Origin of the sequence: Bradyrhizobium huanghuaihaiense (assembly GCF_025200885.1) — a bacterium.
In the GTDB taxonomy this organism is placed as follows: domain Bacteria; phylum Pseudomonadota; class Alphaproteobacteria; order Rhizobiales; family Xanthobacteraceae; genus Bradyrhizobium; species Bradyrhizobium huanghuaihaiense.
In genome coordinates this window covers 8,407,589-8,420,973 of record NZ_CP104172.1, presented here as the reverse complement: position 1 = coordinate 8,420,973, position 13,385 = coordinate 8,407,589, and the positions used below count along the sequence as shown (strand labels likewise).

Here is a 13,385-nt window from a genome sequence, read left to right as displayed (position 1 = left end):
TCGACACCGATCAGCTCCTCAGGCGAAAACGCCATGTGAATCTGGTCGAGATGTGTTGTGCTCAGCACGGAAAAACGATTCGTCACGGTGCGATAGCGCTTGAACAGTTCGAGCACGCGCGTGGTGAGTGCGCGATCCCTGAGCGGGGCCGCCGTCGTTGTTTGTGGCAATGCGCCCGTGATCTGATAGTAGTCGAATAAGAAAGCGGTCGTAGTGGGGGTTGTCCATAGGCTCTGTGGCCCAGTAGCAGAAACCAGTCCGGGCTGCCGAACCAAACATCTCGCTCGCGATACCGACCACGCCGCGCCAAAGCGCTGCATGCTCTTCGCTATATTCGTAATAGCCTTTGAAGGGGTCGGCCGAGAGGCCGCAAAACCAGCAACCCACGGTGCAGCCGTCGCTCAGCTCGAAAGCGATGATGGGGTACGTGACCGACGCCGCCGTTCCGCCCAATTCGTCGTTGCAGCGCCGGATTTGGCGCTCACGCCAAGCATGAAAGCGAGGGCTGATCGTTGACATTTCGCCCTCTTCGCGCAGGAGGTCGCGATGGCGCAACATCTCGCAGATAAACTCGTCCCACATCATTGCCAGGGGCCAGGGCGTAGACTCCGGCTTGAAGCGGTATTTCAGGTGGCCGCCGCGCCAGAGCGGCAGCATTTTCATTGGGTCAACTTCGATGCCGTAGCGCTCTGTTATCGCTCGAGGGGAATCAACGTTCTCCGAAAGCGCCCTGCGGAACTCCAAGTCACCAGTTAGCCGCTCCATGAAGCGCTTGACGTGTGACAACGTGCGCAGTTGCTCGGAGGTGCGCCGGTCAAAAATCTGTCGGCAGTGTTCGGTGGCAGTATGCGTCATACGGTACGGGTGAGTCCTGAAGCCGCATCTCTAAGCCTGAAAGCAATGATTTCACTCCTGACGAGGCGTGCTTTCAGTTCTCTTGGGACCGGATCGTCTCCTTGAGGACGAGACAATGGGATCAGAGCTAAAAACATGTCAGGCCGCGACCGCTACAACAACTACAATAAGTAAAACGATAGCAACTAGGTCACGGCCCGCTTCCGCGGCTTGCAGGGCGCTCGTGGGTGCCTCCGACGTGGAACTAGCTAACGCAGTGGTATGCACAATCCTGCTAAAGCCCGCACCGCTCAAACCCTGCTTGCCGCCGACAATCGCGTCGAGCTGCATCAACTCGTGTCGGCCCGGCGCTCGGATGCAGCTCCTAACCTCGTCAAGCGTGAAATCGTAGCCGTGGCTCTTTCCGACCGCTACAATCGGTGCCAGGCCTGTAGCACTCTGTTTAAGGTTTTCGAGCAGACTACCCTCTTTCGCTAGATTCTTGACAAAGCGTTGTACCTCAGCCTGCGACATAGCCGGGCCTCTGCTAAATATTGTTACCTATCCGTCGCCTTAGAAGGGATCGGTGATGACGCCGTAATAAAGCAATCCGCATACCAAACTGAAATTGCTGCTTTTGCGCTTTGTCTGACCGTGCGTATCGTCAACTTGCCGACATTGGTCTCGAACCTAACAAGCGCTCAGTAGAGCGGATCTCGTTGTCGGGAGCTAGCCCAGCAGCGCAAGCGGTCGCCATCTACAACGCTCATGTAGGAGCGATCAACTCCAATCGTAAGCCAATTGCTCTCGCGGAATACCGCGCTGGACGCGGATCCGGCGCACATTGTAAGCCACAAACGCACGAGCTCTCATGCGCGAAAGCAGCCATTTCGACGGTCATCAAACCACTGGCTATAATCTACCTAAAAACATCACCGGAAGGTATGCGAGCCACCGTATCGCCTTTCCCGGACGCTACTGGGGCGACCCGCACAAGCGCCAATATGTTGACCGTCTTTCAATTCGCGGCGGCGCAGGTTTTCTGGGCGCTGGCCGAAGCTCACCCGAACTGCTGCCTCGGCAGCGGTTCGATTCCGCTGCCCAACTCGCACGAACGGCCTCGAAGCAAGGAAAGATGCTGACTGAGCGAGGCGCTGCTCCTCCATTTCATCGAAATGGAGTTGCAGCTCCGATGAAATGAGCCGGCGCAGACTATCGCGATCGCAGCGACAGCCGTTCAGCCGAGGTTATAGTGGCTTTTATCGTTGGATAAGTGCAGACAGCGCGTTTCAGGGATCCTAATCTCGTTCATTCTCTGGACTCGGAGAATTTCGTCTACTGGTGTGGACGTTCCGCACGCCCCCATCAGCCATGATACAGAATTGTAGGCTCTCCCGTCCGCTCAAGAGGCACGACGGCGAACTCTCTTAGCTGAGGCTCAAGGAACGCGCGCCGGTCGGGTTATCAAGTATAACGACCAGTTTAAATCAAACGCGTTACGGCAAGTCGTAACCTACTTTGGCAGCAGCCATTGACTGCACAAGAGTGGCGTCTGGAGAGCAAAGCCTCGCAGTATCGGCTTGGAACGTGCGGGCGATACCGCGAGGGAAAGCGGCGAGATGTCGCGAATTGGATCCGCCACTATCAAGTCGAACAGATGGCCACGCGTATCGTTGCCCATCATGTATGAGCCCGAACGAATTGGGATTCGGCGCGCGGCTGAGGCTGAGAGGTTACGGCTTGGGCGTTGTCCGGACCATTCGAACGCCGCGGGCCGGCATACCCCAAGATCACTCAGCTGAGAGACTTCGATGTTGCCCAGCGGTGCCAAGAGAGACGAGGGTGTCAGGAAAGAGTTGTTGCCGAACACGGAGAGCAGCGCAGACGCGACTGGCGCCATGGAACGAATCCGATGCTGCTCCTGCCAGCCGCTATGCTAGCGAAACTAGCCGGTGGCTCGGCGATCGGGTAGTGAATCCCTGAAAGCGCTGTTCCTGGCCGATGCCGCAAGCCTCTGTGTCGCTGGCCACGTTTGCTCCCGTGAGGGCAAGCCCCCTCCCGGTGCTACCAAATGGTATTGCCGAGAGGTACCGCTGGCCACCTACCTTTAATAGTGAGCAAGCCTTCAAAGACGCTGTCCCTACCGCGCCAGCGACGTCAAGGGTTAACGGCGACGTGACTCGGCGCCCAATCCCTGGAAGGCGCTGTCCCTACCACGCGCCGCTAACCTTGGCACCAGCTTTGCCCCATTCGGTATCAACGCTGACTCTTCGCCCTTCTGGGGTGCCGCCAAGTTGTAGGCTTAGTACGACTGCCAATCACCTACCTGAATTGGTTGGATCGTCTGCTACTTTTTACGCTGGTCCGCTACCTTCGGGAGAAATTGGAGATGCCAGCATGCTAAACCGCTCCGATGCATGAAAAAGGCTTGCACGCTGCCGCTCATGACAGAGCCAAAGAATGTTGGCGGAGTAAGACGGGAGGCATGGAAGCGATCGCTTGAAAGACCACACGCGCCGCTAAGTTTAACGTCGTCAATCTCCCTCGGAACAAGCGGACCGGGTGTCCGTGCCTGGTCGGCCGGCGAGTTGTTCAAATGACGAATACACATTCGTTGACCGCATCCCCACAGCGCCCGGAAGTCGCAGTGGATCACCGTCTCCATTAACGGCCAGTCGCGAGGAGCGGGTTCATCAGGCGCGAATAAAGCTCAGGATCGTCAACCGGCCATCGATGAGTCGAGGCGATATCACATGGCCCCGGGCACGCGCCGCCCCGTTTTCCGAGGAGCAGCCAACGCCATCGACTCCGATCGGTTCGATGCGACAGCATCGGGTCTGCGAACTAACGCGCGCCACCGCGTAACATAAGAGTGCTGTCAATTGTCACTACCAGATCTGGGTGTTTGGGGAAGCGGTACTTGCATCGTAAGGTTACGGAAAGGTCGGATGCACATATGCGTGTTCCCATCAAGCTTCGAGACGCGCAATGCCATGGCAAACATGAACCTGAGCTCCCAATCCTTTGCCGACGCATGCGCGCGACAGCCGACCGTCACCGATCAAAAACTCACCAAATTTAGAGCACTGGTCCCGAGACGTGCAGGTTTCCAGATGAGACGTGTCATGAAGCCAATAGCGCGGGTCGCAGCAGCAATAAAGCGCGCTCGGGCACTCTCCGATCTCGACCGGTGCTGCGCAATCTGGTGGCTCTATCGCCTCCATTTCGGCATCAACCGCGACGTGATGTTCGGCCTTGCCGCGGTCACGATCTCCCAGGAGAGATCGCGCTGCGGCATTTAGGCCTCGTGACATCGGCCACCTTTCATGCGAGCAGCTGGGCTGCCCCACCAAACCTGCCAGCACGTTGCGCATTGGCTTGCGGACAAAAAATCTCAGCCTAACGCCAAACGTCTCAAGTCTCCCCCAGCCCACTAAGGTTGCAATTACATCTAGTACCGGCGGACTGCCCGGGGGCACAAATGGCGCCTGGAAATACGGTGAGGAGACCGCACAAGCCGACCTAGTGCTCGCCGTTCGCAGCATCAGCAGGCTGAGATTTGTGGCGTGGATGATGCTGCTCATGCAGTCCAGCATCGTTGAATTGACGGGCCGAATAGCTGAGCGGAGAGCGCCAAAATCGGACCGCTTCATTTTTAAAGTCTGCCGATCGGGAGCAAGGACGCGACGCTCGCATTTCACCAGATGATCTTAAGCGGAAAGGAGTATGCCGCGCCCGAGACCGCAAAGGTCATGGAAAGTGGTCGAGTAGCTCATCAAGCAAGTCTGGCGAGCGCATTGCGATGGATTAATCCTCACGCGAGGCCGCCCCTGGTCAGGCTGCGTCTCTGTCGATCGAAGCCTCCATGAGCCATACGTCCCTGCGGACGGCCAGCCGCTCAACCGTGCGCCGCCCGGGAAATATGCCCTCGGCGCCTATCCACAGCGGTTTGTGCTCGCCCCCGGGCGCTACGCGATGATACGACGCCTCAGTTTCCAGCTCGGGTTATCTATAGCCATAAATCAATCTCCCGGAGCTATTCGGATTTAGGTGACGAGGTGATCGGGCGCTTTGCCGGTGCCGGTACTTGAATGACCTCAAGGCCGTGCTTGGGACTGCTGCTGCGAGCTTCGATAACTCGTTGCAATGTTGAGGCGCCGCCGGGTCCTTGTTGCGGCGATCACCGGCTTGAACACCATCGGTCTGGCGGTGGTTACGGTAAGAAGCCTTTCGTCCGTACAAGCTGTATCGCCGGGGTGGCCAACACGCTCTCAATGGGTTGGTGGTGCCGGCTCAAGTGCCGGGAAATCGGACGATTACGCTAATCACAAGCCGTAACGAGCCTGTGGGCGCGTTGATTGCGGGTGCCATGCAGACGATGGCAGGTCCACTACAAGAGGAGGTAGGTGCCAAAGTGGACGCGGGGTCCTAGCGTCCTTCTGTTCCTCTGCCGATCATCGAGCCAGAAGCGAACATCGAGAAGGTCATATCGACAAAACCTTACGACATGCGGAATCAGGGTGGCTGCGCACGCACACCTCGATGACGAGCTCCGGCGTTCCGATTTGGGCGCCGAAGAAGGCGACGAATGGCGGGGCACGTGCCTACGGAAAATCAATCAGGCAAGAAGCAGTCTATGGAGCGTCAACCGGTTGACGCGGTCACGGCGATCAATCGGCTTGCAGGTTCGGATCCGGAGAGAGTTGCGCTGAGGCACGGCGCAGACGAACTCACATATGAGGCGCTACGATCAAGATCGGATACCCTTGCAAGGACCTTACGAGAGCAGGGTGCTCGCGGCGCGGTTGTCGGCTATTGGGGAGGGCGGGACCTCGACTGGGCGACGGCGGTCATCGCAATTTTGAAAGCTGGATCAACGTACCTACCGCTCGATCCATCGTTACCGGCTGCCCGTACATTATTCATGGTCGAGCAGAGCCGCTGCGCTCTGGTGATTGGCCGAGACGAGGCGTCGCTGAGCCTATTGCAGGCGAGCAGCAAAGGCGCCACGCAATTCGTAGCGATAGCGGCGGCGCTGCGCCAGGGCCAGACTTCGTCTGTGGTGCCCTCGCCGAGCGAGGATGGACTCGCCTACATTCTGTTTACGTCTGGTTCGACGGGCCAGCCTAAGGGCGCAATGATCGAGCGCGACGGCCTAAACAATCACTTGGCGGCAAAGATCGATGCCCTAAGTCTCACTCGGACGGATTGCGTCGCGCAAACGGCATCGCACTGCTTTGACATCTCGCTTTGGCAGCTTCTCTCTGGGCTTTGCGTCGGAGCCTCTAGCGCGATCATCGATGATGCAACATTGAGATCGCCATTGTCCCTCCTCAAAGCAATTCAAGGAAGCGGCGTTTCGGTTATCCAATTCGTTCCGTCAATGCTGGCGGTGTTTGTTGAGTATCTGCAGTCGCTTGCTCCGGCGGAGCGAGCTCTGGATGGTTTGCGGATTATTTCTACGGTCGGAGAACCGCTAACACCCGGATTGGCGCGTGCGTGGCTCGGCTTATATCCCCGCGTTCCCATTCTTAATCACTACGGGCCGACCGAGTGCGCGGACGGCGTTACGCATCATCTGGTTTCCGTGCCGCCTGCGCTGGCTGAGCTTTATGTACCGATCGGCAGACCGATTCATAACGTTAAGGTTTACGTCGCCGACGGACTGCGGCTGTGCAACGTGGGGGAGGTCGGCGAAATCTGTGTGAGTGGCGTTGGTGTCGCTGCCGGTTACGCCAATGACGATGTCCGCACCAAGGATGCCTTTGGGCCGAACCCGTTCTCAAAGGACCCGTCGTTCCGGCGCCTGTACCGGACAGGTGATCTTGGCCGCGTTCGTTCCGACGGGCTTCTGGAATGTCTCGGTCGACGGGATCGTCAGCTCAAAATTCGCGGGCACAGAATCGAGCTGGGAGAAATCGAAGCTCGTTTGTCCGCTCATCCCTTGGTTCATGGCGCCGTCGCAGTCGCCTCTGTCTGCGCAGGTGTAAAGCTTACGGCGCGAGATATAGCTGGGTCGGAGGCGCAAGCCGAATCGCGGCGGCTTGTTGCGTATGTGTCGGCTCCAGCTGAACTGGCGGAAAGCGAGCTTCAGAATTTTCTTGCTGAGGCGCTCCCCAGCTACATGCTTCCGGAAAGAATCATTCGCGTCAGCAGTATTCCACTGACCAGGAACGGAAAGGTCGATTTTGCGGCGTTGCCTGACCCGGCCAGTGTTCGGCCGTTATTGTCAACGCCCTTCGTGGAGCCGCAATCAGACCTCGAAGCCCGGCTACGTCAAATCTGGTCCGGCACTTTGCGTATCGAAAACATAGGTGTGAATGACCAATTCATAAGCCTCGGCGGAGACTCGCTCCGCGCAATGCTTATATTGGGACAGCTGCAGACCTTGCTCGGAGTGAAAGCGGATTTCAGACGGGTCCTGAATGGCACAATTCGATCTCTTGCCGCTTCGATAGAGGCTCGCGCTGAGGTCAATCCATGCACGGCTTTGACATGCCAAAAGCGAAACCGATCACCTCTGACGCACCTCCAGGAGCACCTGTGGTTCTTGGCGCAGCTTGATCCATCTGCCAAGAACTACATCATTCAAGGCGGGCTGCGGATTAAGGGAACTATCAATTTAGCTCGGTTCAATCGCGCCTGGACCGAGGTCATTCATTCCCACCAGGCACTTTCGGCGCGCTTTATCGACGAAGATGGTCCGGCTCAATGCTTTGATGCTCCGCCATGCACCAGTCTTGAATTGATCGATGTATCTCATCTCACCTCCTCCGAGGCTGAGAAGCTCATCGCACAGTTTCGGCGAACGGAGCTGAAAGACAATTTCGATCTCGGACAAGGCCACTTGTTTCGCGCGCGTATGATCCGGCTTGGTCCTGACAATCATCTCATATTGATCACCGCTCACGAAATCATCCTCGATGCCTGGTCGATCTCTATTCTGCTCAGAGATCTTCAGCGAAGGTATTCAGATGCCGCCGCGCCTTGGCCAGAGAACCGGGCGTCACTCTCGGCATACGCTGCGTGGGAAAAACAACACGTTTCTCCAGAGGCGCTGGAGAACCAACGTCACTATTGGCGTCGTCAGATCGGTGATGATCCGCCGGTGCTTTCGCTCGGAAAGGCGCGCCCGCAAACAAATTCATACCGCGGCGGCTCGCATCCAGTGCTGCTTGGCAGCGATCTCTCCAGTCGAGTAAGAGAATTCGCGCGCCGAAATGGCTGCACCACGTCGACAACACTGCTGGCGTGCTTCCAGCTGCTGCTACGAATGTATGGCGGTCAGGATGATATTATCATCGGCATGCCACACGCTGTACGGGATCAACCTGGCAGCGCCGACATCATTGGCTTCTTCCTGAATATGCTGCCGATCCGTGCCGCGATCGATGCCGGTCAGTCCTTTGCTGCTCATGCCACGCGCATCCAGGGCCTGGTCAGCGATGCCATCGCAAACTCGGCCTATCCATTCGGATGGATGGTCAGGGATACAAGGTTATGTCGCGAACCTGGTCGATCACCGATCTTCCAGGTCATGTTCAACATGTACTCTGAGGCTGCCGAGCCACTTGGTCAAGACGAGTTGGCTCTGACATTCCGCGAATACGACACAGGCTATGTCAAATTCGACTTAACATTGTACGCGCAAGATCAGGGCGATGAAATTGCGCTCCAGCTGGCGTATGCGGAAGACATATTTTCGAGTGATTTAGTTGTTCGCATGGCCAACAATCTGCGCTGTCTGATTGCCGCCTGCGTTGACAAACCGCTTGCGCCCATTGAGGAACTGAGCTGCCTCAGCGCGTCAGACGTCACTCTACTGAACTCGCTGGAGGGGTCCAGGCAGCCATATGAGTCGGAATGTCTGCTTGTTGAAGCCTTCGAGCAGATCAGTGTCTCTAATCAGAGCAAGGTAGCATATTTTGGCGAGTTCGGTGAAGTCACATTCGGCCAGCTGCGTGAGCGCGTAGCAGCTATCAGGTTCTTCCTGCGGGATTTGGACGTGGGCGTTGGCGATATGGTCGCCATGCTGGTCGACCGGTCGCCTGACGTTGCCGCTGTTATGCTGGCGGCGCGAGCTTTGCACTCTATTGTCGTGCCGATACCGCCGGATTATCCGCCTGATCGGATCCAACATATCCTGCGAGATAGTCAGGCAAAGGTGTTGGTTGACGCAAATACCACGGAGACTGGCTTTGACATACCTTCGATTTGTCTATCGACGTTAGACAGTTGCAGGGCGCTGATGGATAATTTCGAATCCAGCGACTCACCCTCAGATCACCAAATTGCGAACCTCATATACACGTCGTCCTCAACAGGGCGGGCGAAGGGGGTTCTTATTCCGGAATCGGCCATTCTCAATCGGCTGAACTGGATGTGGCGACGCTTTCCTTTCGATAGTACCGACGTGATGGTTGTCCAGAAGTCCGCTTCCCTTGTTGCGTCCGCTTGGGAGTATTTTGGTGGGCTTCTGAGAGGTGTGCCCACGCTGATCCTCACTTATGGGCAGGTGCTAGATCCGGATCTATTGTTGTGCAGTTTGGCAAAACATCGTGTGACACGCATTTTTGCCTCTCCGCCACTCCTGTCCGGTCTCATCGGGTCCCAGGAACGACGACCGCAAAGGACCGCCGTGAGATTGGTCACAAGCAGCGCCGAACCGATGCCGTCCTCGCTGCCCGCTCGCTGGCGTGCGTTTTTTCCGGGCGTGCCGTTGTGGAACTTCTATGGTGCGACGGAATGTGCGTCCAATGCAGCCGTGCACGAAACGTCGGATGCCGATGACAACTCGGCGCTTGTGCCGGTGGGGCGGCCAATCGACAACGTCAAACTCTACGTGCTCGATGCACGATTGAAGAGAGTGCCTGTTGGAGCCCCCGGCGAACTGTGCATCGCGGGCCGTTGTCTCAGCGCTGGGTACTGGCGGGATCAAGATCGGACTGACCGCTGTTTCGTGCCGAATCCGTATGATGGCGGACAATATAACGTGCTTTATCGAAGTGGGGACATCGCACGCATCTCAACCAGCGGCCTTCTCGAGATTTGCGGCCGATCGGACAACCAGATCAAGGTGAGGGGCTTTCGCATCGAGCCGGAGGAGGTCGAACTTGCCCTTGAGTCTCATCCGGCAATCGCAAAGGCCGCGGTCTTCGCAGAAGGCATCGATGAGGATCGCCGCTTGACGGCGAGCGTGGTGCCCGCTCGGGAAAATCTAAGCACTGGAGAGATTCTCGCCCACCTGCGCAACAGATTGCCATCTCCCATGGTTCCCACAGCCTTCAGGTTGGTTGACAGTGTTCCCCTGACGACAAGCGGAAAGATAGACCGTGCTCGCCTTTCCTCCGTTCCTTACCGCGAGATAGAAACTCGTCCATCTGCTGAGCCCCGCACCAGGAACGAGCGAGTTCTTGCTCGGATCTGGGAGGATCTATTAGGCGCCAAGGGGGTGGGAATCGACAGCAGTTTCTTTGATATCGGCGGCGACTCTCTTCTGAGCGTACGTTGCGTCACGCTGGCGCGCAAAGCCGGGCTGAATCTCACCGTCAACCAGCTTTATCGAACACCAACCATCAGGGAGTTGGCCGCCGGGGAAGCGGAGGCGGCACCCCACAACGTCGCTTCCGCGGACGGCTTACTGCCTGTGCCCCCTGTAATATCGTTCTGGAATTCTCTTCTCGGCTTTGACGAGCATTTTAACATCGGCGATCTGTTCTTCTTGCGCGGCGGCATCCTGAACATCAAGATCCTGGACCGCGCTCTCGCCCATGTCATCGAGAGGCACGAAGGCCTCAGGCTCCGCGTTGCCCGAACCCAAGATGGACTACGGCTGGGGATTGGGCCTTGTCCGGCCGAGCACATCGTGGAGGAGATCGATCTTGTCCGGATGACCGGCCCAGACCAGCGCAGGACAATTGAGAGCGTCTCGGCAAGACGTCAACACATATTTCGGTTTGACGGCTACACGCCTCTTGTTCACGTCGTGGCCTTCCGTACTTCGGAAAGGGGCGATTACTATCTGCTGGTGTTGATGCATCATTTCGTAGCGGATGGGATGGGCTATCGGCTATTTCTGGAAGCATTGGAGAGCGCATACCACGCTCTTGCTGCAGGCCACCACGATGTGAACGGTCCCGCGACCGTACAAAGGCTCTCTCCCTGGTTGAAGCGCCTCGAGCACTACGCGAACAGCGAAGCACCAGACGAGCTCAAGTACTGGGAGGGCATCGACTACGACCAATTCAACTTGCGTATCAGCGACGCGTCATCGCGGGGCACGAGTGTTGCCGAAGGAAGCGCGAGAGAGTTTCACGATGCAAGTGTCGGAGGTCATCGGGAGGATGCGAACGGCCGTTCGCTTTGCGTAGATCAGGCCAAGTACCATCTTGAGATCGACGGGGAAGCGACAGCGGGTCTCCTCAGTATTGGAGCCAGATCAGCGCATTGTCAGGACTTTGATGTCTTTCTTGCTGCCCTGTCCGGTGCGTTTGGCGCCCTGTTCGGCAATTATTCGCTCTGGATTGATAGCCTCACCTCGACACGAGGTCGGCTGTTTGACGATTTCGATTCATCTCAGATCATTGGACTTATCAGCGAGCTCGTTCCGCTTTCATTGAATGTCACAGGAAGGGAGTCGCGTGCCGACCGTGCTCGCTTAATATATCGGCAGCGCAATGCGCTGCCGCGTGGGGGAATAGGCTTTCGGGCCCTGAGATTCCTAAACCGAGATCCAGCCGAGCGGTGTCGGCTCGATCGCCTGCCACTGCCCAGAATTGGGGTGAATTATCGCGCCCGTTTGCAGCGCCATTTCCCACGCCGTTTTCTAGACACAGACCCTTATCCACTTTGGATCGGCGAGCACATGCATCAAGCGGCGGCGATCCACGTCTTCTGGTTCGATGTCGGATATCAATCGGGCAATCTACAGATTGACACCACGTATGATTCGAGCGTGGTCGATTATGAGGTGACCCGCCATCTTTGCACGGTCTTGCAACAGGAGCTGTTGCAGACAATCAGCGAAATTCCGAAGCTCTCGGGACACCTTCATCCATGAATGAGCCCGATGCGGAATTCGCCGCCGAGGTCGATCACGATGTGATGCCGAACAAGAACGCGCGCATCGATCTATCAGACCCCAGTCTGTTCAGACTTATCCTACGGCTCGCTATTCCGTCTGTTGTTGGCTTGTCGATCAACGCGTTGCAGCAGGTCGTCAACGCAATCTTTGTTGGCACACTCGGCGCGCCGGCGATCGCAGCCGTCAGCATGACCTTGCCGATCGTGGTCCTGCTCGCGGCGGCCGGACAGGGGATAGGAGTTGGAGCAGCGTCGTTCATATCTCGTCATCTTGGTGCTGGTGAGTACCTAGAAGCGAGTCGAGGCGCCAGTACCGCTCTCGCGCTCGCCGCGCCGGTCGGCATCGCGGTCACAGTCGCTCTGTTTCTAAACATGCGAGAGATCTTCCTAGCGCTCGGGGCAACTCCAACCATCATGCCCCTGGCGCTCGACTACGCGACGACGCTTTTGTTCGGATGCACCTTAATGCTTCTGAATATCGTCAACGGTTTCATCGTCCGAGCCGAGGGCAACACACGATTCAGCATGTGGACGATGATGACCGCCTTCATACTGAACGCTGGCCTTGATCCGCTGCTCATATCCGTGCTGGACCTCGGTGTGCGAGGCGCCGCTATCGCAACGCTTGTTTCTCAAGCTGCGGCTATTGGCCTTTATATCGCGTATTTTACCAAGCGACGCGGAATGGTCGTCGTCAGGATGTCTCACATCTCTTTGCGAGCAGATCGCATCAGACAGATCGCGTTCGTGGGGGCGCCAGCGACCGTGACCAGCATCTTATCTGCTATCGCCGTTATGCTCTTGTACGGAGTAGCTGCGCCCTTCGGCGAGGAGTCCATCGCAGCCGTGGGAATAGCCGTACGAATCCTAACGATTGGCGCGCTGCTTATCAGCGGTTTCTGTATGGGTTCTCAAGCTATCCTGGGTTTTGGCTGGGGCGCACGCGATTTTTCTCGTGTATTGAGGGCTGCAAAAGTCATGCTTTCTATGACTGTCGCTCTTTCGGTGACATATTCAGCAGCCGTTGTGATTTTTGCCCGACCTTTGGTCAGGCTGTTCAGCGATAGCGATAACGTCAGGGAAATTGCCGTTTCTGCCTGCACTGTCTTCCACCTTTTTTTTGGGCTGTATGGTATTGAGAGTGTCGTCACGGCGATGCTTCAATCGCTCGGCAGAGCGCGTCTCAGCGCGGTTGTGTGTTTTGCGAGGCATTATCTCTTCATTCCGGCTGTACTGTTATTCCCTGCCATATCGGGCTTTAGCGGAGTATTGGCCAGTCAAGCCATCGCTGAGCTGGGCGCCGGAATGATCGCGCTGTTTGTGATGTTCCGCCAGTTCGCTGAGCTCAGACAAGGAGACCGGCACATTCAGCCTGGAATTGAAAGTGCTCTTTGATCTGATAAGGAGATGATCGGAGCCGGCATTTAAGCCTGGATGGCTGGCGAGGGGGATGGCTCCAAAATTAGTGT

The 13,385-nt window shown here is 57.0% G+C and carries 6 protein-coding genes; 4 read left to right on the top strand and 2 right to left on the bottom strand.

The annotated features are described in order from the left end of the window. Positions 1–18: 18 nt before the first annotated feature. Both N2603_RS39400 and N2603_RS39395 read right to left on the bottom strand, forming a co-directional pair. Positions 19–855, bottom strand: coding sequence for a hypothetical protein (locus N2603_RS39400; protein ID WP_260386413.1), 837 nt, complete (start codon positions 853–855; stop codon positions 19–21). Between the two features lie 138 nt (positions 856–993). Continuing rightward, positions 994–1,368 carry a Nif11-like leader peptide family natural product precursor gene (locus N2603_RS39395; RefSeq protein WP_260386412.1) on the bottom strand — a complete coding sequence of 125 codons (375 nt, stop codon included), beginning with the start codon at positions 1,366–1,368 and terminating at the stop codon, positions 994–996. Between the two features lie 337 nt (positions 1,369–1,705). Between N2603_RS39395 and N2603_RS39390 the strand changes: the two genes are divergently transcribed. The 4 genes from N2603_RS39390 (at position 1,706) to N2603_RS39375 (ending at position 13,311) form a co-directional block, all read left to right on the top strand. Beyond that, positions 1,706–2,035: a hypothetical protein gene (locus tag N2603_RS39390; RefSeq protein WP_260386411.1), complete on the top strand. Its 330-nt coding sequence runs from the start codon at positions 1,706–1,708 to the stop codon at positions 2,033–2,035. 1,792 nt (positions 2,036–3,827) lie between these two features. Next, on the top strand, positions 3,828–4,136 hold the full coding sequence (locus N2603_RS39385) for a hypothetical protein (RefSeq protein WP_260386410.1): 309 nt from the start codon (positions 3,828–3,830) through the stop codon (positions 4,134–4,136). Positions 4,137–5,422: 1,286 nt separating this feature from the next. Next, positions 5,423–11,893 (top strand): non-ribosomal peptide synthetase, encoded by a 6,471-nt coding sequence (locus tag N2603_RS39380; protein WP_260386409.1) that lies wholly within the window; start codon positions 5,423–5,425, stop codon positions 11,891–11,893. Beyond that, entirely contained in the window at positions 11,890–13,311 is a 1,422-nt protein-coding gene (locus N2603_RS39375; protein WP_260386408.1) for an MATE family efflux transporter, read from the top strand. The genes N2603_RS39380 and N2603_RS39375 overlap by 4 nt, the downstream gene beginning before the upstream one ends. Positions 13,312–13,385: the final 74 nt, after the last annotated feature.